We start from the raw sequence: 23,187 nt of genomic DNA, 5'->3' as shown, positions 1-23,187 counted from the left end.
TACTGTCGGCTGCTTACCGGGCTTGGCTATACTCTTCAGCCCGAGATAGGCGACAATATTGAGTTGTGTTCGGAAGTGGTAGGGCGATGAGCACCCCCTCGATTCATTTCCTCCTCGCTTATCCCCCCCCTTATGAAAGGGGGGGGTTGGAGGGATTTGAGACGACGAGGTCGGCCAGGCAATTGGCTCTGCGGGTGAGGAGTCTGGAGTAAGGGGGTACGAGGGGTACTGGTGAACTTAATCCTCACTCGGGAAGTCTTATAGAAATTTAAGCTGTGAGACGATTTCTTGCAATACCTGTTCTATTGAGGGTTGTTCGATTGCAAGGATTTCAGCGGGGACATGCTTATGGTGCGGGAACGTCGGAAGGTGTCTTGCCGCTGGGTCATTAGCGTTGTCATAGTGGAAGATAAGGTGATCACCTATTCGGTAGTGGTAGCCATATTTGATCACGTGGAGCGTCGGTTGGCTGCTGAGGAACTCTTTGAAGTCAAGTTGTGAGCCATCAATAAAGCGGACGCAACCCGTGGTCAAGCCGGCTGAAGGAGGCCGTTCTTCGTAAGAGAGGGAGGTACCCGTGACAAAAGGCGTTGCCGCCAGGAGAGCCTGGAGTGTAGCCAGGTAGTCTTTTATGGACATAGCGTGAGGCGGTCCAGGCTCTCCAGTTGCTCCTGTAAGTGACGGCGTAGTTCCAGCTCTCCCTCCAGCTCCAGGAGGTCCATATCCTGTTCCTCCGGATGGGGGATTTCTCCAGCCAGGAGGAGGTCGGAATTCACGTGGAGATGAGTGGCCAACTGCTGAATCCTCTCCTCGGTTCGGGCGAGGCTCTGCGAGAGGAGGCGCCTCTGCCGCTCGATGGCATCCCGAAGGACGGGGAGTACCCGTTCTGGCTCAGTGGTGCTGATCTCGATTTTCGCCATCGCATCCTCCTTTCTCTGGTGACTGTACGGCTTTTTCTGCTGTGGAGTCAAGGCTTAATCATTGACCGTGGCGCATACACGCTCGCCCTGCCTGGCAAGTTTACGCGCTGCTTCAGTCTTACTGACACGTCGGCATTGAACCGATCGGGTTGATTCGTTATGGCCCTTCGGCCCATCCGTGCATCATGAAAATCCCCTCCAACCCCCCCTTTTGGCAAAGGGGGGCACGGGGGGATTTCAGTCGTGGGGGATTTTCAGAGTAAACATGAGCAAGCGATGGATGCTGAGGAACACGGTGGTCATGGAGGGCGCCGAGCATGCGGTCCTTCGAAGGGGTATCCAACTCCTGACAGAGAAGCGGCCGCTCATCTTCCTGTCTACCCACGGCCCGCAGTTGCATACCGAGTGCTGTCGGTTGCTTACCGGGCTTGGCTATACCCTTCGGCCCGAGATGGGCGACAATCTTGAATTGTGTTCGGAAGTGGTAGCGCGATGAGCACCCCCTCGATTCATTTCCTCCTCGCTTATCCCCCCCCTTTTTATTACTCGGAGCATAAAATAGCTTGCTCCCCCCTTTCGTAAAGGGGGGCAAGGGGGGATTTGAACGATCAGAAAATCCCCCTCAATCCCCCTTTTTAAAGGGGGAGGCCGTTTGAGATGTCGTGCAAGAGTGCAATCTAGTTAGTGCTCCCCGTAATAAAAGGGGGGTTGGAGGGATTTGAGACGACGAGGTCGGCCACGCAATTGGCTACGCAGGCAGATGCGGGCGGGGAATCGTTAGCCCGTGAATCACATGTGACCCAATAAAGATGTAGAGAGAGCGATATTGTGGCGCTTGGGTGAGAGATCGGGGATGGCAGGAGGAGGCGGTTGCGCCGGGTGAGGGAAGGCAAGGAAGGCTTGGGGACAACGGAGTGGGGAGTAAGAGGTGAGCGGGCTTGCGCTAAGAGAGGATGCATGGTAGCTTGTGTACAAGCTATGTACATAAAGGAGGTCTGTCCATGCAAAGAGCGGTGTTGAAGCACAAGCATCTCAGATTAGATCAGAGGAAGATCGACTTTGCCAAACGTTATTTCGGCGTTGCAACCGAGCAAGAGGCCATCGACAGGACGCTGTCATTACTCATGGAGGAACAACGCATCGTCACAGCGATGAGACCCTTGAAAGGAACCCTGAAAGCAGACCGGAGGCCATGGCCGTACCTGTAAGCGGAAAGGTGATTCTCGATACGAACATCTTTGTCGATTATCTGCGGGACGAACTCTACGCTGATTGGGTATTTGGCCGTGTCGGCGATATCATCCGCTTTCTTTCTTCAGTCGTCTTGATGGAGCTTCGCCTTGGCGCGAACACACCACGCCGCAACAGGGCTGTGGACCGGATAAAGGCGGCTTTCCCCGCTGGTCGACTCATCGCGCCGGCTCCGCAACTCTTTGACCATGCCGGCCAGTTGTTTCGAATTCTTTATGGGGATGGCTCCGGACTTCGCGATCGGCTGGGGGCAATCGACGACCTCTTGATCGCGTTGACCGCAAGACAGATCGGGGCAACGGTCATCACCAATAATGTGGGTGAGTTTCGACGCATTGCCGGCCGCTTGCCAGGATTGGCTATTGCTGCGCCGGATTCAGGATAAAAGGTGGGGTGGGAAACCGGGAAGTGGGGAGTGGGGCCAGGGCGGTGGCTGACAGCACCCCCTCGATTCATTTCCTCCTTGCTGTAGGTTCTTGGGACGCCGGTCAGCGGCGACCGTGAGCTGTCGACCGTGTCGGCCCATGACGGGAGCACCCAGCCGTGTCCTTCGAGAGCCTCAGGACGAACGGCTGGGAGGTTGAGTCGTGAGTGAGGCGAGGATGTTGGACACTATATCGAGGTCCCGATGCATTACCTGTCTGCGTGCCGCGCACAGGCAGGCCGATTGGCTACGCAATTGACTATGCGGGTGAGGAGTCGGGCGGATCGTGGAAACGCTTTCGGATCCGGATCAAGTTCACAGGTCCGCTCGATTCGCTGGCGCCAAGCTGTTCTCTTGGTGGTACAATGACCTGTGGGACGGCAAGCATGTGGTGGTTGTGATGGTAAGCAAGCCTGACCCGAGAGGAGAGGGTGATTGAATGCCGATTATGCACATTGAAATTCCCGAGGAAACCCTGATCAGCTTGAAGCAAGACCCCGAGTCTTTCTCTCGGGATCTCCGGCTGCTGGCCGCGGTGAAGTTATTCGAACTGGGTAAGTTGTCGTCCGGGCGAGCTGCCCAGTTAGCCGGGATGTCTCGCGTTGAGTTCCTTTCCGCCCTGGGGCGCTACCGGGTCTCCCCATTTACCCTGACCGCCGAGGAGCTTGCTGCGGACGTGGCGAATGCCTGAACGGCTCATCATTGCGAATACTTCGCCGCTCCTGTACCTGCATCTGGTTGGCCACCTCGGTTTGTTACAGCTTCTGTACGGAGCTATCGTGACACCTCCTGCTGTGCTGGCTGAGCTTGAGGCCGGTGCCATGGCAAAAGTGGGTGTTCCCGATATCCCAACGTTACCGTGGGTCGCGGTGAAGACCGTTCAATCGCGGGCACTCATTCCTGCTGTAGTAGATCTGGGTTCCGGAGAGGCGGAAGTCATCGCCTTGGGGCTAGAGCATCCGGGTAGCTTGCTGATCCTGGACGACCAATTAGCGCGCCGGATGGCAGCGCTCAACCGCCTCACGTACACCGGGACCGTGGGTGTGCTTATCAAAGCCAAACAGGCTGGACACCTCGAGGCTGTCCGACCGGTCCTCGAGAGCTTGCGTGCCTCCGGGCAGTGGCTGAGCGACGAACTCATAGCAATGGTGCTGGCTCAGGCTGGAGAATAGCGGTCAATCGGCGACAAGCGGCCGATCTTTTTCATGATCAGACGGTTGTCGAGGGTAAACATTTTTAGGCGAACTATGCACGGCATGGTGAGTCCCGCTTCGCCAAGCTCCTCGATGACAGTGTCCCCGGGCCACGGTCGGTGAGTGGTGGTTGTGATCATGGCGAGAACGGTCTGTCCGTTTTTGTTGAATGCCGTAGTGCTGAGTACTAATGCAGGTCGCCGTTTTCTGTCCGCTCTTTCAGTAAAAGGGAAGGGGACAATGACCACATCCCATCGTTCAGAGATCACGAAACGCCTCTTCGTCCTCGGGGGTGGCCCATTCGTCGAGGGTCTGGGAAAGCGTCGCATGGAATGCGGCGTCAAAGGGCTCAATCTGCTTTAAGGTCACGACGCCGTCGTAGATATCATAGGCAATCGTATCGCCGGGCTTCAGGCCAACGGTCTCACGAATTTCCCTCGGAATGGTTACCTGACCCTTGCTGGAAAGCTTGCTCGTAAGCATCGTAAAGCCTCCTTTACTCTTTACAGTAAAGATATAAGAAATAGTCCGTAATATCAAGCCGATATTGCTCGCAAGAGGCCATCGATAGACACGGCAGCAGCCATCGGGAATGGGGCCCGGAATCCACATCATTGACCGAGAGGACGCGTTCATCTGCGGATGCCGAGACAGATCTGTATCGTTGGCTCCAACCCCGCTTCTTGCTGGAATGCGGTACGGGCACTCCCGCTTTCCAGGCCCGAGTTCGTCCTCGTCGGTCCTGCGGCCGTAAAAGGGGTTGCTCGCTCGAGGTGGTGCGTACGGCACATGTTCTCAGACGAGTCCGACTACCACGCCACCGCCCTGCACCTCTGCGCCTTGCAGTCCTCGTTCGAGGAAGTGATTCTGGTGCCGGTTGACGTGGCCAGCGTCAAGAGTGTCGCGGTGGCGCACGGACCGCGCGTGCTCACGTTCCCAGTGCCCAGCCTCGACGCGGTGGCGCAACTTGATGACAAGTGGGCATTCTTCAACCTGTGCACGGCATTGGGAATCAAGACGCCGCGGACGAAGGTATTCGACGATAAATATGATCTGTCCAGAAACTGGCCGGGCGAGGAACTCAAATACCCGTTCGTGATCAAGCCCACCGACAAGGAGGGCAGCGCAGGCTTCCGGGTGATCACTTCTCGGGAGCATTATCAGGAAACCGTTCTAGGTCAGAACTACGCGTTCAAGCCGCTTGTCGCCCAAAGTTTTGTGCCGGGTCACGATATTGACATCAGCGTCTTCGGCATCGACGGCCGTATTCTCCACCACGCCGTGCAGACGTATATCGACGGTCGTCTGTGGTTCGTTCACAACTCGGAGTTCGTGCACCGTGCCGCCACGATAGCAGAGGCGTTACGCCTGTCGGGGATCGTGCACATTGATGCTCGCGTGGACTCGAGGACCGGAGAGCTGAATCTCATTGAAGCCAATCCAAGAGTCTGGGGCAGCATGAATGCCCTCACGTTGATGGGCCTGAACTTCATTCGCGCCGGGCTTGAGTGGATTCTGACCGGGACCACTTCGGCTGCTCGCACCGTCACAGATGAGAGCGTGTCGCTCGCTCAAGTGGCCCTGAAGGCCATGCGTGGCGGCACACTCAGCGATGACCAGCGTCTGTTCTTGCGGCATACACTGTTCGATCCTCCTCTGCTGCTCTCTCGTCTCATTCGGCGCCGCGTGTGAGCGCCAGAGCAATATCACCAAGAGTCAAAGATGGATATAGAACCAATACGCGCAAAGATTCGAGCTGGGAGGTATATTCTTTCGTTCACCCACACGGAGAAAATACGGTTAAGAAAAAAAGGTGACTGTTGAAATCTTGGCATTCGAAGAAAGCCGAGCGGTGTAGTCCGTTCAATAATCGCGATGCGAACGAGCGCCTCAGGACGAACGGCTTGGAGGTTGAGTCGTGAGTGAGGCGTAACGGGCGGCTGACGGAAGGCAGATAAAACAAGAGAAAAGGCTAAGTCCGTGAAAGCACAACAAGAAGTTTGCAGGACAGGCTCTGAGGGATTTATAATGAAATGTGTTTTGAAGAGGACTGTCAATGAGAACATTTATCTATCCGATTGAAGTCGAACAGGAAGAAGACGGTCGGTGGAGCGCTGTCGTGCCCTCTCTCCCCGGTTGCGCGACCTGGGGATATACGCAGCAGGAAGCCGTCAAGGCCTTGCAGGAAGCCATCGACGCCTACATCTTTACCCTGCGTGAAGCAGGCCGGCCTATCCCGCAACCTCCTCCCAATGGAGAAATTATCGAGATCCCCGCTCTTGCTGTCGTCGTATGAGTGAGGCGGGCGAGCTCGTCCACCTCCTCAGGAATCTTCCCGTCAGCGACCTCATCACCGCTCTTGAACGCGACGGCTTCACGCTCCGCCGATCTACCCGAACAGGCGGGCGGATTTACATGCATGAGGACGGCCGACTGACTTGTCGTTCATTACCATCACGGTAGTGACACCCTCACACGCAAGACACTCAAGAGCGTGCTTGAAGCGGTGGGATGGAACCTCGCTGACGCCAAACGCCTCGGTCTGATCTCGTAACAGCAACCTACAAATTACGAAGAAGATCGACGCGATCAAGCACCCTGTCGCATGTGCCATTTCGGACCCGGTGCAATCTCATCATGCCGCTCTGACCTCGCCCCCCTTTGTGAAAGGGGGGTTGGGGGGATTTGAGACGAGTAGGTCGGCCACGCTATCGAAGACCCGATGCATTACCTGTCTGCGTGCCGCGCACAGGCAGGCCGATTGGCCAGGCAATTGGCGCTGCGGGCGGGCACGGGCGGGGAAGAGCGATAGAGTTACGGGTAGTAATGAGCAGGAAGGTAGGAGCACCAGGGGGCGGCGTGAAAAACTGTGAGGCGGAAGGCTTACAAGCTCAGCGCCAACCTGAGAGCTTCCTCTATCTCTGCCATGCGAGCGGAAGGTACGGTTCCCGCAAGGTTTGGACGATGGGTCTTGAGGTCAAGGAAACGGATAGGATCCAACGAGCGAATTTGAAAACAGAGGAATACAGTATCCCTCTGAAGACCGGTTTCCTGAGCCGTCATGCGGACGTTTGTCGGGTAGTCACGAGGTATATTCTCCGCGTCGGTACCGACGACCACCGTGACCACCAGTGGCTGTCGATTGATCGCATCTGCTGAGACCACCAGGACGGGACGTCTTCCGGCTTGTTCCCGGCCGTGGGTGGGGCTGAGGTTCACAAAGTAGATCTGGCCGCGGCTAATCATCCTTCAGCCCGTCCCCTTCGGCAATCGTGAAGTCCCTGCCGATTGCAGCACATTCAGCCCGAATTGCGGGATCGGCTGCCATGCAGGCCATTGCGTCCTCGAACGTACGCGTCGTTTGTCGGATAACGAACTCTTGCAAGGCCACGGTCACGAGGCGGTTAAAGTTCTTGCGCAGATCTCGGGGCGCCATCGCGCTCGCTTCTTCGACGAGCCGGCGGGGGAGAGCCACACTCCGGCGGATGGTCTTTGGTGACGCCTTGGTCTTCATGTGATACCTCCTTTCGATTTTATGTAATACATTATGGGTGACTTGTCAATCACGAAAAGGTGCAATAATCGCGATGCGAGCGATAGCCTCAGGACGAACGGCTGGGAGGTTCACTCGTGAGTGAGGCGGGGCCGGCGTGGCATGGAGGCTCACAGCTCCGCAGAATCGCGGCTCATAATCTCGATGATATGGGTGGAGAAAGGGAATGGTAACCTATGTCGGCACTTCGGGATTGAAATCCCCCCTCGCCCCCCTTTGTGAAAGGGGGATTGGGGGGATTTGGGACGACGAGGTCGGCCACGCTGTCGAGGAACCGATACACTACCGGTGGCCTACCAAGTCGTCCTCAGGGGAGGGCAGAGGACGAACCTGTTGCCTCGTGGGTCAGAAGGCCAGGGGCTCTCCTGGGAGCTGCGAAGCATGAAGCCTTGAGCGATATCTCGGTTCTCAAGCGTGTATATGAGTCGAATTGAAAAGCTCATCCAACGGATAACGGCGAACCCTCGTAACGTGCGGTTTGCTGACGCGCGGCGTATACTCGAAGCCTACAATTGGGCTGTAGACAATACGGTTGGATCGCATTATACTTTTTTGAAAGAAGGGAAGCGATTGGTGTTGATAAGACCTCACGGTGGGCGTAATACCTTACACCCGAAAGATGTCAAGAAAGTGTTGGAGGTCATCGAGACAATATGAAACCAAAGGAACAATTTGAGTATCCGATTCATATCACGGTTGATGAGGACGGGTATTACGCTGAGGTTCCGGATCTTCCGGGCTGCTCAACGTCAGGGGAAACCTTTGAAGCAGTGATGAGTAATACGAGAGAAGCCATCGCCAGCTACCTCGGGAGTCTGCGTAAACACGGCGAACCAATCCCAACACCGTCCCGGAGACGGGTGACTGTCAAAGGCAGACTGATCTATACCTCGGTTCGTGTTGCCGCATAGATAGTGCTGTTCCGGTTTCCGAAGTCCCTTCCGGCCCAACACTCCACCAAAGGAGTGCGTGACTCTACACCAACTGATCGTCAGCGCGCTGCACCCTGGCTATTCAATCTCCGTTCTTGCCTATTGAAGCTTGCATGAGTAATGAAAAACGTACCGCACAACTATCCGTTCAGGGCGAGCCCTTCGATATGCCAACCCTCTCCAGAGGAAATTGTCTTCTGATGAAGACGTGGAAGGTCAGTGGTTTTATTCTGGTATTTGTCGCGGCTGGGCTCGTGGCCGGGCTTCGGGAACTAGAAGGCTGTAAGACAAAATGACCTGTCCCGCAGATGCCGCGACGCTTCGGAATTCCATTCAGCGTTGTGATACAATCCTTCTGTCTGTATATAGAAGACATCGTGGCTCCAAGTGCTGCGTCTGTACCTGGATGAAGAGTGTATGTCCCAGGGACGTGATAATGTTGAGGCCGCTGGCCAGGGTCTGCGGGCAGTGTGGTGAGGATGTGCGTGGGGTCGCTTCAGTCCTTGTGGGACCCGCCGGCCGCGTGGTGGCGTTCGAGCCTTTTCCCCGCAACCTGGCCTATCTGCGCAAGCATCTGGCTCTGAATCACGTGAGAAACACCGTGGTCATGGAGGGCGCCGTCTATGATGACGAGGGAGAAATACGGTTGCTTGCCGGGCTTGGCTATACCCTTCGGCCCGAAGTGGGTGACAACCTTGAGTTGTGTTCGGAAGTGGTGGGACGATAAGCAACCCCTCGATTCATTTCCTGGCGGTCTGGTGGTGGGGACAGGATGATCATCCTCGGGATTAACGCCTATCATGGGGATGCGTCGGCGGTGTTGCTTCGCGATGGCGCACTCGTCGCCGCCGTCGAGGAGGAGCGGTTCCGCCGCGTGAAGCACTGGGCGGGATTCCCGCGTGAGGCGATCCGCATCTGCCTCGAGATGGCGGGCATTACGTCGGAGCAGGTAGATCACGTTGCCGTATCCCGGGATCCTCGGGCGAACCTGCTCCGGAAAGCGATTTTCGCGGTGCGAAATCGACCGAGCCTTGGGCTGGTGACGGATCGACTAAAGAATGCCGGGCGGGTCCAGGATGTGGCGAGTGTTTTGAGTGAGGCGTTAGGAGTAAAGAGGGAGGAGATCACGGCAAAGGTGCGCCGGGTTGAGCATCACCCGGCGCACCTGGCGAGCACCTTCTTCGTATCGCCCTTTGAAGAGGCGGCAGTCTGCGCCATTGATGGGTTTGGTGATTTTGTGAGCACCTCCTCGGCCATCGGGCGAGGCCACACGCTCGGGGTCTTGGACCAGATCTACTTTCCTCACTCTCTCGGGCTCATATACCTGGCTATCACCCAGTTTCTGGGCTTTCCCAAGTATGGCGATGAGTTCAAGGTCATGGGGCTTGCGCCGTACGGGAGGCCTGACTGCGTCAGCGAACTCCGCCGGCTTATCCAACTGAAACCAGAAGGCCGCTTCGAGCTCGACCTCGGCTACTTCCGTCACTACTCTGAGGGGGTGACCATGACCTGGGACGATGGCGAGCCGACAATGGGGACCGTGTACACGCCGAAGCTCGAGCAGCTCCTGGGGCCGGCCCGCAAGCCCGAAGAGCCCCTCACGCCCCGGTACGAGGCGATTGCGGCGTCGCTTCAGGTGGTCTTCGAGGAGGCGGTGCTCCACGTCCTGAACGCTCTCTACGAGAAGACGAGGCTTTCGCGGCTCTGCCTCGCTGGAGGCTGCGCCATGAACAGCGTGATGAACGGGAAGATTCGGGAGTTGACGCCCTTCCAGGAGGTCTACATCCAGCCGGCGGCCGGAGATAACGGCACGGCGCTCGGCGCGGCGCTGTACGTTCAGCATCACGTACTCGGGCGGTCGCGCAGGTTTGTGATGGAACATGCGTATTGGGGGCCGGAATGTGAAGAAGAAAAGATACGTCACGTGTTGGAAGCGTATGGCAACGAGTTCAACAAGCAGAGGTGCCGGGTACGAAAGATTGGGGATGAGGAGCAGTTGTGCCGCGTAACGGCGGAGCGGATTGTCGAAGGGAAGGTCGTTGGCTGGTTCCAGGGGCGGATGGAATGGGGTCCCCGCGCCCTCGGCAACCGGAGCATTGTGGCCGACCCGCGTCGCTGCGATATGCGCGAGATCATCAACACGAAGATCAAATGTCGGGAGAAGTTCCGGCCGTTCGCGCCGTCGGTACTCGAAGAGGCGGTGCACGAATACTTCGTCGGGGCGGTCCCGGACCCCTTCATGATCCAGGTCTATCCGGTGCGTCCGGACAAGCGGGACATGATCCCGGCAGTGACCCACGTGGACGGTTCCGGGCGACTCCAGACCGTCAGCCGTGATGCGAATCCTCGCTACTGGCATCTTATTAAGGCGTTTGAGAAGCTGACAGGCGTGCCGGTTCTCCTCAACACCTCTTTCAACGAGAATGAGCCGATCGTCCATAAGCCCGAGGAAGCGCTGGACTGCTTTCTGCGGACGGATATGGATTTGGTGGTGATGGGGAGTTGGGTGGTGGAGAAGGAGACGTCGATCTGATGCCGCACCTGCTTGTCTTTAATCGCTCCTACTACCCGGACCTGGGAGCAACGGGTCAGCTCCTCACCGAGCTGTGCGAGGACCTTGTTGCCCACTACGGCTGGGAGGTGACTGTCGTGGCCGGCCCTCCGACCGTCAGTTTGAATGGCACGAACGGGTCCGACAACGGTACAGAGGGGGCAGGCTGGAGTCTGGTGCGACAAGAAGCTGTGCGCGGCGTCGCCGTCGTACGCGCTGCTGGGACCAGACTTCCCAAGGCGCGGTTCGCCGGGCGGGCGGCGAACTACGTGTCATACTTTGCCTCCGCGACGCTGGCCGGCGGATGGGCGCGCCGACCGGATGTCGTGATGAGTCTGACCGACCCGCCGATCCTTGGGCTGGCCGCCCTGGCGTGGGCCCGACGGTGGCGGGTCCCGTTCGTCTTTCTCTGTCAGGATATCTTCCCTGAGGTGGCGCGGCTGCTTGATGACTTTCGCAGCCCTACGATCGAGCGGGCGCTGGAGCGTGTGAACCGCCTCCTGGTTCACAGGGCCACGCGGGTAGTCGCGCTCGGTGAGACGATGAAGGAGCGGCTTGTGTCGCTGCGGCGGGCGGACCCGGCGAAGGTCGCCGTGATCCACAACTGGGGTGACCGTGCCGCGCTGGGCGGGGGAGCACGCGACAGCGCCTTTGCACGGGAACACGGGCTTATCGGCCGGTTCGTCGTGATGCATGCGGGTAACCTTGGCCTGAGTCAGGGACTCGAATCCTTGGTGGACGCGGCGGTACTGCTCGCGCCGGAGTGTCCGAAGCTCGAATTGATCTTTGTCGGAGATGGGGCGAAGCGGGTCGGGCTCGAAGCTCGGGCTCAGAGGGTTGGAGCCAGGAACATCCGCTTCCTGCCGTTCCTGCCCAGGGAACGAATGCGGGAGTCGTACGGCGCTGCGGATCTGTTCGTCATCTCGCTCAAACCTGGCCTCTCCGGCTTCATCGTCCCCTCGAAGCTTTACTCGATCCTCGCGGCTGGAAAGCCGTATGTGGCGGCGGTAGACGACGAGTCGGAGGTGGCAGCGATTACGCGACAACAGGGTTGCGGCCTGCTTGCGGCGCCAGACGATGCGGGTTCGCTGGCCGCTCGACTGCGGACGCTGTACGGCGACCGGGCGCTGCTGGAGCGCTTGGCGGCCAACGCTCGGAAGGCCTCTGAGGCTTTCGATCGGCCGGTTGCGGTGCGGGCCTATCACGAACTTCTCACTGGCCTCGTCAGCGGCCGGCAGTAAGATCGATTGGGAGAGCATAGCAGGCAAGTTGAGAATCGGGAAACAATTGGTTATAATAAATGGCCGGACGCGTATAATACGCGAGGCGGCAGTGGGGCCGGTGCGGTCTCCAAGGATATAGTGCGCGTATCAGGAAACGCTTTATGAAGGACAAGAGATCGAGGATTATCTCTCCTGCAGGCGTAGCATGTGAAGGACCGCTTCGACGGACCACACGGGCTCAAACTGACCGGTACCGGTGACATTGATAGGTTGCAAACCGGGCAAAGTCATTCGAGTAGCGCGGAGGAGGGCGCTGCCCGCGTCGACTAATAGCGGTATTTCGAAGAGAGGACCTCTCCCGAGGTTGGCTGCACTCAAAACTGTACTGAAAGAGTACGGAGTCGATCCCAATGCCTGAATCGGACGAGGTCGAGGTCATCGATTATCTGGATACTCTCTGGAAGTGGAAGCTTCTGATTCTTGTTGGCACACTTGTCGTCTCTTCCGCCGCCTTTGCGGTGAGCATGATAACCAGCAGAACCTTCGAAGCCAGAGTGCTCTTACTGATTACGGGGTCCAAAATCGCTCGTCTCGAAGGCGGCGAGGGGGCAGGCAAACCAGAGATATCCCCGGAAGCCTTTGAGGCGATGATCAAGAGTCAGGCTTTGGCGTTGCAGGCCATTCAGCAGTTTGGGATGGATAAGGAACCATTTGCCATGACTCCGACGAAATTCCTGAATAACATTATCTCAATAAAACCGCAACGCGGGACAAACCTCCTCATCCTCACAGCCATCCTTCCCGATCCAAAACTGGCAGCCGCCGTGGCAAATTTCGTAGCCCAAAAGGCGGTGGAATTAAATGCGCGTCTCAACCAGGCCGACACCGTTTCGACCAAAGAGTTTATCCAGCAGCAGCGTGATCAAGCCAGACTGGCGATGGAGACTGCGCAGGCGACTCTTACCGAGTTCCAAGAGAGCGCAAATCTTGAGACTCTCCGCGTTGAGCAAAGTTTTTTCTTGCAGGAGAAGCTCAAGCTGGCCCAGCAAGATTCGGATGACACCCACCAGTTAAAAGGCTTGGAATCTGCAGTGGCAGAGCTGGGGCGAGCGCTCACGAAACAGGAGCAACTTTTGTCCGTCAACAAATCGATCTTTAGCGATCCCTCGATGTTGGCGGCTGTCCAAGAGCGAGGCGCGATGGATTTAAAATCGCTCTCCTCTGTTCAGCTCAAGAGCCAGGAGATTAATAATCTCTATCAATCTCTCCAGTTGGACCTGATCAATCGCCAGACAATGTTAGCCTCGCTCAAGAGCCAACTCGATCATGTGGCGTCAAAGCTCAAAGAGAACGAGGCTAAGCTCATCTCGATCAACCGGAGGATCGCCAACACCGAGGCTCGATTGGAGGAATTAACCAGAAACTATTCGTTGGCAAAAGCCGCCTATGAGCTCTTTGCCAAGAAGTTTGACGAGGCCGCGATCTCAGTTGGTTCACGCGTTACCGAACTGAAGATTCTTGATCCGGCCGTTGCCTCCATAACTCCTCGCGGTCGAAATGTCATGCGGAACGTAGCACTTGCTGGTGCTGTCGCTTTGATGACATGTGTTATGCTGGTCTTCTTTCTGGAATATCTGCAGTCGGTTAAGCGAAGGCATGAAACGATCCCGGTCCATGGCTCCTCTTGATCACCTGTGTTAGACCAGCAACAGATCTAACAGGCCAATCGACATCATGCTGTGCAGGTGTATCTTTTCGGACCGGGTAGACTGATGACAGTTTCGACCGGCCACATCGCCGGATACCCGAGTGACGTGTACTCTATGACCGAGTTGTGTGAGCACTCATGAGTTACCCTTTTCCAGCGAGGCCAATCAAATGCTGAAGGTGGCCCTCATCACCGGCATCACGGGTCAGGACGGCTCGTATCTGGCTGAGCTTCTGCTCACCAAAGGCTACACGGTCCATGGGCTGGTCCGGCGGGCGAGTTCGTTTCACACGGATCGAATTGATCACCTTTACCAGGACCCGCATGACCCGAAGGCGACGCTCTTCCTCCATTACGGCGACCTTGCCGACTCAGGCCAGCTCACGAACCTCTTCTACGAGGTCAAGCCCGATGAGGTCTACCACCTGGGCGCCCAAAGTCACGTCCGAGTCAGCTTCGATATGCCCGACTACACCGGCGACGTCACGGGCCTCGGTACGGTGCGCCTCTTGGAGGCGATCCGCAGAAGCGGGGTGCGTTGCCGGCTCTACCAGGCTTCGAGCAGCGAGATGTTTGGTGATGCGCCGGCGCCGCAGAGCGAAGTCACCCCGTTTCAGCCGCGCAGCCCGTACGCGGCGGCCAAAGTCTACGCCCACTGGATGGTGCATAACTATCGGGAAGGCTACGGGCTCTTTGCCTGTAACGGGATTCTGTTCAATCACGAGTCGCCCAGGCGCGGCGAGACCTTTGTCACGCGCAAGATCACCCGTGCCGTGGCGGCGATCAAGGCCGGGCGCCAGCAGGCGCTCTATCTCGGCAACCTCGATGCCCAGCGCGACTGGGGCTATGCGCCAGAGTACGTAGAGCTGATGTGGCGGATGCTGCAGATGGAGGCGCCGCAGGACTTTGTCTTCGGCACAGGCGAGACCCATTCCGTCCGCGAATTCGTGGAGGCGGCGTTCGAGTATGCGGGTCTCGACTGGCGCGAGCATGTGAAGCTGGATCTGCGCTATCTTCGCCCGACGGAGGTTGAGTTGCTCAAGGCAGACCCATCGCGGGTAAAGCGACAACTCGGCTGGGAGGCGCAGGTGCGATTTACCGACTTGGTCCGAATCATGGTCGATGCGGACCTCGATGCGGCAGGCCTGCCGGCCATCGGGGAAGCCAAGTATGCGTCTACTGAGGGACGTTTTGGCTGGCTGCGGAGACCGTGACGGGTTGGATATATTCATTCAAGAAGAGACTGTGATAGCAAAAAGTGTGGAGGGAACAGGATAAGCTGAAGGCAGGAAAGATGGAATGAAGAGCTGGGATCGGACAGACAGACGAAATCGCGCTAAGCAATTGTTCGATCTGGTAGTGTCCGGCGTTGGACTGCTGGCATCACTTCCGCTTTGGGGCGGGATCGCGGTTGCCATCAAGTGGGAGGATGGCGGACCGATTTTTTTTCGGGACCTCCGTGTAGGACAGGACGGGGAGCGCTTCACGGTGTTGAAATTCCGTACCATGGTGCGTGACGCAGATAACCTTTTCGGTCCGCGTCAGGCGATTGAGGACGACCCACGGGTCACGCGAGTGGGAAGGTTGCTGCGAGCGACGGCGATGGACGAGTTGCCTCAGCTCTGGAACATCTTTCGGGGGGAGATGAGTTTTGTGGGCCCGCGGGCGCTCCGGCCGGGAGAGATTGAGGTGCGAGGTGCCGATGGGGGGACAGTGACGCCATTGGAGCAGATCCCAGGATATTGGCAACGGCACGTTGTTCGACCTGGGCTTACGGGGATCGCGCAGATTTTTGCAGATCGGGATATTCCCAGCCGTCAGAAGTTCCGGTATGACCTCCTGTACATCCGGCGACGAAGCTTCTGGCTGGACATCCGATTAGTGGCGATCTCGTTCTGGGTGACCTTTCGAGGGCGCTGGGAAGTACGGGGCGCAAAGTTCTAGAAGGGGTCGAGATTCGATGTATGATGTCTTAATCATTGGGGGCGGGCCGGCAGGGCTCTATGCGGCCTATTGCCTGGCCAAGGCAGGACGAAGCGTGGCGGTCTTTGAGGAGCACCCGGAAATCGGGAGTCCCGTACATTGCACGGGGCTGGTGGCCTCGGAGAGCTTTACACGGTTTGATGTGCCCCAGCAGGCGAACCGTGCAGCACTGCGACGCGCTCGATTTCATTCTCCCGGTGGGTACGTCCTTTCTGTGACCTCGGAAAAAGACGAGACGGTTGTGCTGGACCGGTCAGCGTTTGACCGGGGGCTCGCAGACCAGGCGCTCGCGGCGGGCGCCGAGATCTTTTTAGATCACCGAGTTGAGGCGCTTCGCCGGCTCAGAAGGAACCTGGTGGCCCGAACCTCTAACGGTCGCGGCACGGGGCGGCTGGTTCGTGGACGACTTGGCATCGTGGCCACCGGTGCGTCTTATGGACTTCACCGGGGGCTCGGACTTCGGTTGCCTGATCGCTTTGTCTATGGCGTCCAGGTTGAGGTCGAGTTCGAAGAGACCTCCGAGGTAGAGGTGTACTTTGGAAATGAGGTGGCGCCTGAATCGTTCGCGTGGGTCGTGCCCTTCACGCAGCAAGGGGTGACCAAGGCCAAGATCGGGGTCCTGGCATCCGGGGATGCCGTGCGATACCTGACCCGCTTCCTTCGATCGCCACTGGTTGCGTCCAGAGTCCGACCAGGCTGTATCTGGCCGTATGCGCGCCGACCCGTCCCTGTGTGGCCGCTTTCAGAGACCTTCGCCGACCGCGTGCTGGTGATCGGGGATGCTGCCGGCCTCGCCAAACCGACGACCGGCGGAGGAGTCTATTACAGCTTATTGAGCGCGGAGCTTGCGGCTGCCACCGTTGGCGAGGCGTTGGATGCGGGGGATGGTTCTGCCCGGTTCTTGAGCCGGTATCAGGCTGCCTGGCGCACCGCCCTCGGATCAGAGATCCGGACGGGGGCGCTGTTCCGAATCTTTGCATCTCAGCTCTCTGATGCGCAGATTGACGAGGCCTTTCAATTGGTCGCTCGAGAGCCGATGGCCAAGCTTATCCGTAACCACGCTTCATTTAACTGGCATAAGAGCACCATCCAGGCTCTCTGGCGCAATTCGGCTACGCGTGGATTTTTATGGCGGGCCTTAGTGAAACGTGGCGGGCAGATGATTGGCGTGCTGCGACCCTCCACGGGAGTTTATCCCGTCATCAAGCATCCAGAGAAGAATGCTGCGGTAGACTGAACGCCTAATAATTGATTGATACAATCTTGAGCTTGTCGCCCTCCCGCTGGATCTTCCATTCGATACGCCCCGATACGGTGGTCCCTTTTGAGGAATGAGCGGCATTCCTCGCTAAGATCAAGTACTGCGCAGTTACGGTGGCCTGCTCGCCTTTAATCACGACCTGCACGTTCTTCACCCGATAGATGATCTGGTCTCGTCCGGCAAATCCTTTTATGTAGGCGTTACGGATGGCCTGGTAATCCATGGTTCCCTTCTCTCGAACCTGAGTCGAGAGGATGGCCATCACGCGTTCCACGTCGGCCTTTTCATAGGCGTCAACATATTCGTCGAGCAAGGCGTCGATCTCCTGTCGATCCAGAGCCTTCGGCTCAGGCATAATTGGTGGGAGAGCCTGGGCCAGTAGTGTCGGATTTGCTGCTGAACGTTCAGAGACGATCGGGTCGTGGGAAGAGTCGGGTTGACCTGCTGGGAGTACGGAAGGCAGGGAGACTTGATCTATGTGCTTCGTGCGCCTCTGCTCCGGTTGGTGATCCAGGGGAGGGGTAGCGGACGCATCGAGCGAAAGGGGTCTCCCTCGCGTCAGTCTTCCGGGTGGAGGACCATTGATGGGGGCAGAGGATGGAAGGGTGACCGCGGCCATGGGCTGAACGGTCTCGAGATATAGCTGCGGTCCTTCGGAATGGCGACCGAACAGCACCATCACAGCCAACCCAACTGCCGCCACTAATGCAGCCGCAATAAATACCGGCGTTCGATAGCGCGGCAGGCGCGGAGACTGAGACGGCATGAGAGGCGGTGCGGACGAAGCGTGAGGGATCGCGAAGGGGCCGCTTTGATGCCGCACAAGCAGCTCGCGGCGTCTTCGCTCATCGTACGCCTGCCGACGCGCGGGGTCTTTCAGAGTGTAGTATGCCTCGTTCAAACGCGCCGTTTGTCGCGTGAACCAGTCACTATTTTCCGGATGGCGATCCGGATGATAGAGAGTCAGGCGATTGAGCCAGACCTCCTTGATCTCCTGACTCGTTGCGGTCGAATCGACCCCAAGGATGGTATACGGGTCATCGGCGCCAGGGGTATCCAGGCAGGCGAGGAGAAAGGCCGCCCTGGAGGCGATCTCTTGCGCGGAGAGCCGTCTACGCTCTGCTACCTGTCGGATATTCTGGAAAAGCTCCGATCGCTCCCCCTTGCTGATCTCTGCGAGAAGGGCGATGAGTCGCTGCCTGTCCGGACAGATAGTAGATGTATCAGGAACCGGATTGCCGTCGGCTAACGCTTCGATCAGTTGAAGGCAACCCGCGTCATTCGAGTCAAAAGCCCCGTGGTTCGGCGTTGCGCGTGGCATTTTCAACCTCGACCCTCACTCCACCTTGGTTAGAGAGACGTTATCGATCCATGCCGACCCGGAGAGCGGGGGAAGATAGGGAGGGGGAGGTTCGACATGGACTCTGAGTGTGACGGCCCTGGCGGTAGCTGATGTTTGGAATTTCACCGTAACGGGACGCCAGTCCCGTATCTCTCCGACCGCATCGGTTTTGGCCAGGATCCCCTCAGCGGAATCGATTACCTCAACAGTGATCCCCTTCGACCCGGCCAATCTATCAGTTTTGATGTGGGTCTGGAGGGCGTACATGGAATGGGGCTGAACCGGGATGAGTTGTGAGATGTTTGAGAAGTCAGCGCGACTTTTTACAAACGAGAGTCTGAGGGATCGGCGCCCCGTGTAGGCAGTGTCATAGTCAAAGGTCCAGGTAACTCCCGGTGCGCCCCCAATCCTCCAATCGAATCCTCTACCGATTGTCGATTTGCGCTCAAAGCTGCCGTTGGACACAAGATTCGATGTCGTGGGGCCCGCGTCGGGTTCTGTCTGCACCATGAGGCTGGTCCACACGCGGTGCGCCTCGTCAAGCCGATCCAAAGCCATCAGCAGATCGACCACCCGGAGCTGAAGGTCCCGGTCTATCGACTCACCGGTGCGGGTAGCCGTTTCTGCGAGCCGGTTCCACACCGCGAGAGCCTGATCGCCGAGGTTGCGATCGAGCAGATAATTCGCATAGTTTGTGTAGTGAGGAACATTGGGCGGAATTAACGTATTCAGCACCTCCTCTGGAGAGAGGAGTCTGCGCGCCAGTTCGTACCCTTTTGCGAGATCGGAGGAGTTATTCGTGACTGAAAGAAACCGACCTAATGTGTCCAACGCCTTGGGGGTCTGTTCCTGGTCCAGATACGCAACAGCAATCTCCCAGAGAAGTGCTGAGTTGCTCTGGCCTAGATCTGTAGCGATGTGGAATGCTCGTTCGGCCTCCGGTATTTGATCGAGCCTCTCGTACAACTTGCCGAGATGCATCCAGGAGGCGCTGTCGAGCGGATTGTTGCGCAGGAGTGACTGGTAGGCAGCGATCGCCGCAGGGTAATCTCTGAGAAACAGGCTGTAGTGATACAGTGTCGCGAGCGTGGCCTGAATGCGGTCGTTACCAGGATCGAGCGAGAGCGCCTGACGGGCTGCCTGGTCGACCGGGCTTTGGCTTAAAGTTCTTTGGGCGACCCAAGGCCGCAGGGCGGCCCATGAGGCGAAGAGAAAGCCAAGCATCATTATGCTGGAGAGTGCGACTCGCGATGGTCGCGCGTGCAGGCGAATTACCATGCTGGTCTCTATGGAATATACTCAAGCCTTGGGTATCGGTGTATCTTCTACCACCTGAGCCTCATCGGCGGGGGTCTGCTGGTAGTAATGGCTGTAATGGTAGTGGTAGTAGTAGGGATAGCCGTTGCCTCGGATATCGACATTATTCAGCACAGCGCCCAGGACCGGCGCATTGAGCTCGATGAGGTTCTTGAAGGCCCGCTGAACCATCTCGCGTGGCGTCCGCCCCCCATGAACAACCAGGATCACGCCCTTGACCACTGTCGAGAGGATTAGCGCATCGGCCACTGCGAAGATCGGGGGCGAGTCTACGACGATGTAGTCGAACCGTTGGGAGAGGAGATCGATCGTGTCCTTTGTCCTGGGAGATGCCAACAGCTCCGCGGGATTCACGGGGATGGTTCCTGCGGGGATGCAATGCAGGTTCGGCACTGTGGTCTGCTTGATAATCGAGACCAGATCCGCATTGCCGGTCAGATAGTCCGAGAGGCCAGGCTTGAGGGGAAGCTCCAAAGGAGAATGGCAGCTAGGTCGCCGCATGTCGCTGTCGATGAGGAGCACACTGCCCCCCAATTGAGAGAGGGTAATGGCTGTGTTGATGGACAGTCCGGTCTTACCTTCCGCCGGCTGGGCACTGGTGAACAGGATAGACTTCGGAGGAGAGCCAGCGGAGGAGAAGAGGAGCGAGGTTCGGAGCGTCCGAAATGCCTCTGTAAGTGTAGAGTGCAGGTCGCTGTGGGCAACCGTCGCAAAGATCGGTCTGCCGTTGTGATCCCCGGTGCCGGCATCTCGCCAGCGCCTGCCACGCCCCAGCCGAGGGGTTGCAGAAGCCAGCGAAGGGATGAGCGCCAGGCTCGGGATGCCAAGCCTGCGCTCGAGTTCCTCAGGCTGCTTCACGGTGTTGTCCAGGTAGTCAAAGAAAAAAGCCATACCGATGGCCACAGTCAGCCCCAGGATAATGCTTAGCAAGATGTTTCTGGTCCTGTTTGGGCCGAACGGAACCAACGGGGCCTCGGCAGTATCTACGATCTGGACGTTACTCGCTTCAAGCCCCTGGGAGATACCCGCCTGCTTTTGGCGCTCAAGAATACCGGCATAAATCTGGCGATTCGTATCGACATCGCGTTTCAGCATGTCGTACTGGATGAGCTCCTGATTCAATGTGATGGCCAGCCGCTTCTGTTCGTTGACGGCCGCCTGAAGAAGTTGCTCCTTCTTGAGGGCAGCCTCGTAGTCCTGCTTGATGGCGTCAACGATTCGGGCGATCTCCACCTCGATCTGACGTTTGATCTGGTCCATGCTCTCGCGCAGACGAACCATCTTGGAGTAGCCCGGTTTATAGGTCTCGCTTAATTGGCGATGCTCGGAATCCCGCTTGTAGTACTCGGCTTTCAAGTTGGAGATCATGGAGTTTTCCAGGACAGCCGGGATCGAATCGAATCGCATCGTTTCACTCTGGCGATACAGCGCCTCCCTGGCGATTCGTTCCCCCTGGGATTTTGTCAGCGTCTCACTCAAATCGGCCAGTTTTGTCGTGACGATATCTTTCTTCTCCCCGATGGTGAGAATCTGTTTCCGCTTTACAAACTCGTGCAGGGCGGCCTCCGATTGTTCGAGTTTGTCCCGCACATCCTGAAGCTGCTTCGAAAGCCACTCCCCGGCCTGGGCGGTGGCGTTGTATTTCATGTCGAGACTGTGATCGATGAAGGCCTTGGCCCAGGTATTAGCCAGGAGGGAAGAGAGAGTTGGCGAGGGGGTAGTGAAGGAGATTTTGACCAAGTTCGATGTCCGGATCGGTTCTACCGTCAGCATCGTCAGCAGGGTATCAACGCTGCGGGAACTTAACTGCTCCTCAGTAAGGGCAGGCTCCGTTGTTTCTATTGGCTTCGAGAAACGGCCACTGAGCAGTCTTGTGATCCAGGCCATCACGAGGCTCTGCATCTGCGCGAAACCGGACGATTCTTGGCTCATCAGGATCGGCTGACCGCTTGCCTTGAGCGTCTCGATCACCCGCTTTGCCAAACTGCGGCTCTGCAACAGTTTCTGCTGGGTACCCATGAATTCGGGACCGTAGTTCTGGTGTCCAGGAGACCCGATCTCCTGGAAGGAAAGGATCTGAGGCCGTTCATAATCGATCTTGAGACTGGCAGTGGCTTGATAGGTGGGGGTCAGGCTGAAGGTATAAATCGTCGCGGTAGTCACGATAATGGCGAAGAAGGTGAGGACTATCCAGCGATGCTTCCGGATGATCCGCCAATAATCGCGAAGGTGCGTCTCTTCGTCCTGCTGGAGGTAATAGCGCTGCAGTAATTGCTCACGGGGACTGGGAGGATTCCCGTCTGCCTTGACTAAGGCATCCATATGCGAGCGCTACCTCCTTTGTTTGCCATCGGTGCAAACCACTCCCCATGGTTTTTGGCGGGCCGGCGGTTAATAACCCGCCCCGGCATAGAACCTAAAGTGAACAATCGCTTTGACTCAGTCCTGATTGTGGCCGTTACTCAGGGCGTCATTGTAGGATACAATCCAAAGTGAACCACCGCTTTGAAAACGTCTACCGCTCCATACAGGGCGGCCTTGGGACCGCTTGTACCGACGAAGACGACATCGTTTTTCTGAATGGCTTGTGCCGGCTTGCCCTCCCGTCTCAACTGTTCGAGGTCGACGTGAAACACTTCAATTTTTGGCCCGTTGAACCGTAAGACCTCGATGTTGCTCAAGTCAGCCTCGTCTTTCAGCGATTCGCCAAAATAGATCGCCTGATCAACGGTCAGCTTCCCTTTCAGCGGATACGGACCAGGCTTCCTGACCGCTCCCCCCAGGAGGAATTCTCCGGACTTGGGCACGCTGATCACGTCTCCGGAACTCACCTTCACATTCAAGGAAGGATCCAATCCAAGCAGCAGTTCATCAAGGTCGACCTTGAGCAGATCTCCAGTGCTCGACGAGGCGGTTCCTGTGCCGCCATTTTTTCGCAGGACGTAGACAACTCGATCGGCCTCTTTGCCGAGCCCGCCGGCTTGGGCCAGCATATCGGTGAGCATCCGTCGATCGTTCACCTCGTAGATTCCCGGCTTATTGACCTCTCCCAGAACGGCCACGCGCTGACTTCGGTACTCCTCGATGAAGACACTTACCTGAGGATTGTAGAGAAATTTTTGGCCAACGAGATCGGCGAGTTCACGTTCAAGTCGGCGTGCAGTCAGTCCTCTGACTTTGACCAAACCCACCAGCGGGAGATTAATGAATCCCTCTGCCCCGACTCGGACCTTCAACTTCTCCAACTCGCTCAGATCAAGTACCGAGATGACGAGGAGATCACCCGCTCCGATGACGTAATCCCCGACAAATCCATCGGTTGCCGCGGTGCTGATGATCTTGCTGTTAACGGCGACGTTACCTGTCGACTCGGAGGATTGTGAGGCGGAAGCCATCGCCATGAGGGTTTCTTTGGAGGGACCTGTCGAGGCGCATCCTGCAACCAGAATACCCAAGCCGATGTAGAGGATATATCCTTGCCTCATCGTAGTCTCTTTAGTCTGTTTAGTCTATTCGGTCGCTCGGTCTC

Annotated in this window: 27 protein-coding genes; 18 read left to right on the top strand and 9 right to left on the bottom strand. The window is 57.4% G+C overall.

Translation table 11 applies throughout. The annotated features are described in order from the left end of the window. The first annotated feature begins 348 nt into the window (after positions 1 to 348). Entirely contained in the window at positions 349 to 501 is a 153-nt protein-coding gene (locus KGL31_07300; protein MDE2321708.1) for a hypothetical protein, read from the top strand. 128 nt (positions 502 to 629) lie between these two features. Here the strand turns inward: KGL31_07300 and KGL31_07295 are convergent, their stop codons facing one another. After that, the gene (locus KGL31_07295; protein ID MDE2321707.1) at positions 630 to 920 is read right to left on the bottom strand and encodes a hypothetical protein; all 291 of its coding nucleotides are present in this window, start codon (positions 918 to 920) and stop codon (positions 630 to 632) included. Positions 921 to 1,185: 265 nt separating this feature from the next. On the opposite strand from KGL31_07295, the gene KGL31_07290 reads away from it, so the two are divergent. The 6 genes from KGL31_07290 (at position 1,186) to KGL31_07265 (ending at position 3,767) form a co-directional block, all read left to right on the top strand. Then, entirely contained in the window at positions 1,186 to 1,416 is a 231-nt protein-coding gene (locus KGL31_07290) for a hypothetical protein (protein MDE2321706.1), read from the top strand. 505 nt (positions 1,417 to 1,921) lie between these two features. Continuing rightward, complete coding sequence (locus KGL31_07285; GenBank protein MDE2321705.1) at positions 1,922 to 2,128, top strand: hypothetical protein; 207 nt, start codon at positions 1,922 to 1,924, stop codon at positions 2,126 to 2,128. Beyond that, complete coding sequence (locus tag KGL31_07280; protein MDE2321704.1) at positions 2,113 to 2,556, top strand: type II toxin-antitoxin system VapC family toxin; 444 nt, start codon at positions 2,113 to 2,115, stop codon at positions 2,554 to 2,556. The genes KGL31_07285 and KGL31_07280 overlap by 16 nt, the downstream gene beginning before the upstream one ends. A gap of 325 nt (positions 2,557 to 2,881) precedes the next feature. After that, positions 2,882 to 3,034, top strand: coding sequence for a hypothetical protein (locus tag KGL31_07275; protein MDE2321703.1), 153 nt, complete (start codon positions 2,882 to 2,884; stop codon positions 3,032 to 3,034). Continuing rightward, complete coding sequence (locus tag KGL31_07270) at positions 3,035 to 3,286, top strand: UPF0175 family protein (GenBank protein MDE2321702.1); 252 nt, start codon at positions 3,035 to 3,037, stop codon at positions 3,284 to 3,286. It abuts the gene before it with no gap. Then, positions 3,279 to 3,767, top strand: coding sequence for a DUF3368 domain-containing protein (locus KGL31_07265; GenBank protein MDE2321701.1), 489 nt, complete (start codon positions 3,279 to 3,281; stop codon positions 3,765 to 3,767). Before KGL31_07270 ends, KGL31_07265 begins: the two co-directional genes overlap by 8 nt. Here KGL31_07265 and KGL31_07260 read toward each other — a convergent pair. Next, complete coding sequence (locus KGL31_07260) at positions 3,752 to 4,057, bottom strand: type II toxin-antitoxin system PemK/MazF family toxin (protein MDE2321700.1); 306 nt, start codon at positions 4,055 to 4,057, stop codon at positions 3,752 to 3,754. The two genes, KGL31_07265 and KGL31_07260, sit on opposite strands and share 16 nt — an antisense overlap. Then, positions 4,047 to 4,271 carry an AbrB/MazE/SpoVT family DNA-binding domain-containing protein gene (locus KGL31_07255; protein MDE2321699.1) on the bottom strand — a complete coding sequence of 75 codons (225 nt, stop codon included), beginning with the start codon at positions 4,269 to 4,271 and terminating at the stop codon, positions 4,047 to 4,049. Before KGL31_07255 ends, KGL31_07260 begins: the two co-directional genes overlap by 11 nt. 306 nt (positions 4,272 to 4,577) lie before the next feature. On the opposite strand from KGL31_07255, the gene KGL31_07250 reads away from it, so the two are divergent. Both KGL31_07250 and KGL31_07245 read left to right on the top strand, forming a co-directional pair. Continuing rightward, the gene (locus tag KGL31_07250; protein MDE2321698.1) at positions 4,578 to 5,480 is read left to right on the top strand and encodes an ATP-grasp domain-containing protein; all 903 of its coding nucleotides are present in this window, start codon (positions 4,578 to 4,580) and stop codon (positions 5,478 to 5,480) included. 364 nt (positions 5,481 to 5,844) lie between these two features. Next, positions 5,845 to 6,084 carry a type II toxin-antitoxin system HicB family antitoxin gene (locus KGL31_07245; protein ID MDE2321697.1) on the top strand — a complete coding sequence of 80 codons (240 nt, stop codon included), beginning with the start codon at positions 5,845 to 5,847 and terminating at the stop codon, positions 6,082 to 6,084. A gap of 587 nt (positions 6,085 to 6,671) precedes the next feature. Here the strand turns inward: KGL31_07245 and KGL31_07240 are convergent. Both KGL31_07240 and KGL31_07235 read right to left on the bottom strand, forming a co-directional pair. Further along, on the bottom strand, positions 6,672 to 7,034 hold the full coding sequence (locus KGL31_07240) for a type II toxin-antitoxin system PemK/MazF family toxin (GenBank protein MDE2321696.1): 363 nt from the start codon (positions 7,032 to 7,034) through the stop codon (positions 6,672 to 6,674). Then, positions 7,027 to 7,302: a hypothetical protein gene (locus KGL31_07235; protein ID MDE2321695.1), complete on the bottom strand. Its 276-nt coding sequence runs from the start codon at positions 7,300 to 7,302 to the stop codon at positions 7,027 to 7,029. The genes KGL31_07240 and KGL31_07235 overlap by 8 nt, the downstream gene beginning before the upstream one ends. Before the next feature lie 459 nt (positions 7,303 to 7,761). Here KGL31_07235 and KGL31_07230 point away from each other — a divergent pair, with 459 nt between their 5' ends. The 9 genes from KGL31_07230 (at position 7,762) to KGL31_07190 (ending at position 16,975) form a co-directional block, all read left to right on the top strand. Continuing rightward, on the top strand, positions 7,762 to 7,998 hold the full coding sequence (locus KGL31_07230; GenBank protein ID MDE2321694.1) for a type II toxin-antitoxin system HicA family toxin: 237 nt from the start codon (positions 7,762 to 7,764) through the stop codon (positions 7,996 to 7,998). After that, on the top strand, positions 7,995 to 8,252 hold the full coding sequence (locus tag KGL31_07225) for a type II toxin-antitoxin system HicB family antitoxin (protein MDE2321693.1): 258 nt from the start codon (positions 7,995 to 7,997) through the stop codon (positions 8,250 to 8,252). Before KGL31_07230 ends, KGL31_07225 begins: the two co-directional genes overlap by 4 nt. A gap of 457 nt (positions 8,253 to 8,709) precedes the next feature. After that, positions 8,710 to 9,000: a hypothetical protein gene (locus tag KGL31_07220; GenBank protein ID MDE2321692.1), complete on the top strand. Its 291-nt coding sequence runs from the start codon at positions 8,710 to 8,712 to the stop codon at positions 8,998 to 9,000. 45 nt (positions 9,001 to 9,045) lie between these two features. Then, positions 9,046 to 10,806, top strand: a complete 1,761-nt coding sequence (locus tag KGL31_07215) for a carbamoyltransferase (GenBank protein MDE2321691.1) — start codon at positions 9,046 to 9,048, stop codon at positions 10,804 to 10,806. Next, entirely contained in the window at positions 10,806 to 12,065 is a 1,260-nt protein-coding gene (locus KGL31_07210) for a glycosyltransferase family 4 protein (GenBank protein MDE2321690.1), read from the top strand. The genes KGL31_07215 and KGL31_07210 overlap by 1 nt, the downstream gene beginning before the upstream one ends. Positions 12,066 to 12,457: 392 nt before the next feature. Beyond that, on the top strand, positions 12,458 to 13,735 hold the full coding sequence (locus KGL31_07205; protein MDE2321689.1) for a hypothetical protein: 1,278 nt from the start codon (positions 12,458 to 12,460) through the stop codon (positions 13,733 to 13,735). 190 nt (positions 13,736 to 13,925) lie between these two features. Further along, a complete protein-coding gene (gene gmd / locus KGL31_07200) occupies positions 13,926 to 14,969 on the top strand; it encodes a GDP-mannose 4,6-dehydratase (GenBank protein ID MDE2321688.1) in 1,044 nt (347 codons plus the stop codon). An 85-nt stretch (positions 14,970 to 15,054) separates the two neighbouring features. Next, positions 15,055 to 15,699 (top strand): sugar transferase, encoded by a 645-nt coding sequence (locus KGL31_07195; protein MDE2321687.1) that lies wholly within the window; start codon positions 15,055 to 15,057, stop codon positions 15,697 to 15,699. A gap of 16 nt (positions 15,700 to 15,715) precedes the next feature. Continuing rightward, positions 15,716 to 16,975, top strand: a complete 1,260-nt coding sequence (locus KGL31_07190) for an NAD(P)/FAD-dependent oxidoreductase (GenBank protein ID MDE2321686.1) — start codon at positions 15,716 to 15,718, stop codon at positions 16,973 to 16,975. A 4-nt stretch (positions 16,976 to 16,979) separates the two neighbouring features. Here the strand turns inward: KGL31_07190 and KGL31_07185 are convergent, their stop codons facing one another. The 4 genes from KGL31_07185 to KGL31_07170 form a co-directional block, all read right to left on the bottom strand. Then, positions 16,980 to 18,320 carry a DnaJ domain-containing protein gene (locus tag KGL31_07185; protein ID MDE2321685.1) on the bottom strand — a complete coding sequence of 447 codons (1,341 nt, stop codon included), beginning with the start codon at positions 18,318 to 18,320 and terminating at the stop codon, positions 16,980 to 16,982. A 15-nt stretch (positions 18,321 to 18,335) separates the two neighbouring features. Continuing rightward, positions 18,336 to 19,619 (bottom strand): tetratricopeptide repeat protein, encoded by a 1,284-nt coding sequence (locus tag KGL31_07180; protein MDE2321684.1) that lies wholly within the window; start codon positions 19,617 to 19,619, stop codon positions 18,336 to 18,338. A gap of 21 nt (positions 19,620 to 19,640) precedes the next feature. Continuing rightward, positions 19,641 to 21,980 (bottom strand): polysaccharide biosynthesis tyrosine autokinase, encoded by a 2,340-nt coding sequence (locus KGL31_07175; GenBank protein MDE2321683.1) that lies wholly within the window; start codon positions 21,978 to 21,980, stop codon positions 19,641 to 19,643. 140 nt (positions 21,981 to 22,120) lie between these two features. After that, on the bottom strand, positions 22,121 to 23,143 hold the full coding sequence (locus tag KGL31_07170; GenBank protein MDE2321682.1) for an SLBB domain-containing protein: 1,023 nt from the start codon (positions 23,141 to 23,143) through the stop codon (positions 22,121 to 22,123). Positions 23,144 to 23,187 lie beyond the last annotated feature (44 nt).

The organism is Candidatus Methylomirabilota bacterium (assembly GCA_028870115.1).
GTDB lineage: Bacteria > Methylomirabilota > Methylomirabilia > Methylomirabilales > Methylomirabilaceae > Methylomirabilis.
Note: the sequence above shows the minus strand (reverse complement) of the source record. Positions and strands in the feature narration are given on the sequence as shown.

What these genes read in the sequence shown, in the direction of transcription:
- KGL31_07300 (MDE2321708.1), top strand. Translation starts at nt 349, where the DNA reads ATGGTGCGGGAACGTCGGAAGGTGTCTTGCCGCTGGGTCATTAGCGTT.
- KGL31_07295 (MDE2321707.1), bottom strand. Translation starts at nt 920, where the DNA reads ATGGCGAAAATCGAGATCAGCACCACTGAGCCAGAACGGGTACTCCCC.
- KGL31_07290 (MDE2321706.1), top strand. Translation starts at nt 1,186, where the DNA reads ATGAGCAAGCGATGGATGCTGAGGAACACGGTGGTCATGGAGGGCGCC.
- KGL31_07285 (MDE2321705.1), top strand. Translation starts at nt 1,922, where the DNA reads ATGCAAAGAGCGGTGTTGAAGCACAAGCATCTCAGATTAGATCAGAGG.
- KGL31_07280 (MDE2321704.1), top strand. Translation starts at nt 2,113, where the DNA reads ATGGCCGTACCTGTAAGCGGAAAGGTGATTCTCGATACGAACATCTTT.
- KGL31_07270 (MDE2321702.1), top strand. Translation starts at nt 3,035, where the DNA reads ATGCCGATTATGCACATTGAAATTCCCGAGGAAACCCTGATCAGCTTG.
- KGL31_07265 (MDE2321701.1), top strand. Translation starts at nt 3,279, where the DNA reads ATGCCTGAACGGCTCATCATTGCGAATACTTCGCCGCTCCTGTACCTG.
- KGL31_07255 (MDE2321699.1), bottom strand. Translation starts at nt 4,271, where the DNA reads ATGCTTACGAGCAAGCTTTCCAGCAAGGGTCAGGTAACCATTCCGAGG.
- KGL31_07250 (MDE2321698.1), top strand. Translation starts at nt 4,578, where the DNA reads ATGTTCTCAGACGAGTCCGACTACCACGCCACCGCCCTGCACCTCTGC.
- KGL31_07245 (MDE2321697.1), top strand. Translation starts at nt 5,845, where the DNA reads ATGAGAACATTTATCTATCCGATTGAAGTCGAACAGGAAGAAGACGGT.
- KGL31_07240 (MDE2321696.1), bottom strand. Translation starts at nt 7,034, where the DNA reads ATGATTAGCCGCGGCCAGATCTACTTTGTGAACCTCAGCCCCACCCAC.
- KGL31_07235 (MDE2321695.1), bottom strand. Translation starts at nt 7,302, where the DNA reads ATGAAGACCAAGGCGTCACCAAAGACCATCCGCCGGAGTGTGGCTCTC.
- KGL31_07230 (MDE2321694.1), top strand. Translation starts at nt 7,762, where the DNA reads ATGAGTCGAATTGAAAAGCTCATCCAACGGATAACGGCGAACCCTCGT.
- KGL31_07225 (MDE2321693.1), top strand. Translation starts at nt 7,995, where the DNA reads ATGAAACCAAAGGAACAATTTGAGTATCCGATTCATATCACGGTTGAT.
- KGL31_07220 (MDE2321692.1), top strand. Translation starts at nt 8,710, where the DNA reads ATGTTGAGGCCGCTGGCCAGGGTCTGCGGGCAGTGTGGTGAGGATGTG.
- KGL31_07215 (MDE2321691.1), top strand. Translation starts at nt 9,046, where the DNA reads ATGATCATCCTCGGGATTAACGCCTATCATGGGGATGCGTCGGCGGTG.
- KGL31_07210 (MDE2321690.1), top strand. Translation starts at nt 10,806, where the DNA reads ATGCCGCACCTGCTTGTCTTTAATCGCTCCTACTACCCGGACCTGGGA.
- KGL31_07205 (MDE2321689.1), top strand. Translation starts at nt 12,458, where the DNA reads ATGCCTGAATCGGACGAGGTCGAGGTCATCGATTATCTGGATACTCTC.
- gmd (MDE2321688.1), top strand. Translation starts at nt 13,926, where the DNA reads ATGCTGAAGGTGGCCCTCATCACCGGCATCACGGGTCAGGACGGCTCG.
- KGL31_07195 (MDE2321687.1), top strand. Translation starts at nt 15,055, where the DNA reads ATGAAGAGCTGGGATCGGACAGACAGACGAAATCGCGCTAAGCAATTG.
- KGL31_07190 (MDE2321686.1), top strand. Translation starts at nt 15,716, where the DNA reads ATGTATGATGTCTTAATCATTGGGGGCGGGCCGGCAGGGCTCTATGCG.
- KGL31_07185 (MDE2321685.1), bottom strand. Translation starts at nt 18,320, where the DNA reads ATGCCACGCGCAACGCCGAACCACGGGGCTTTTGACTCGAATGACGCG.
- KGL31_07180 (MDE2321684.1), bottom strand. Translation starts at nt 19,619, where the DNA reads ATGGTAATTCGCCTGCACGCGCGACCATCGCGAGTCGCACTCTCCAGC.
- KGL31_07175 (MDE2321683.1), bottom strand. Translation starts at nt 21,980, where the DNA reads ATGGATGCCTTAGTCAAGGCAGACGGGAATCCTCCCAGTCCCCGTGAG.
- KGL31_07170 (MDE2321682.1), bottom strand. Translation starts at nt 23,143, where the DNA reads ATGAGGCAAGGATATATCCTCTACATCGGCTTGGGTATTCTGGTTGCA.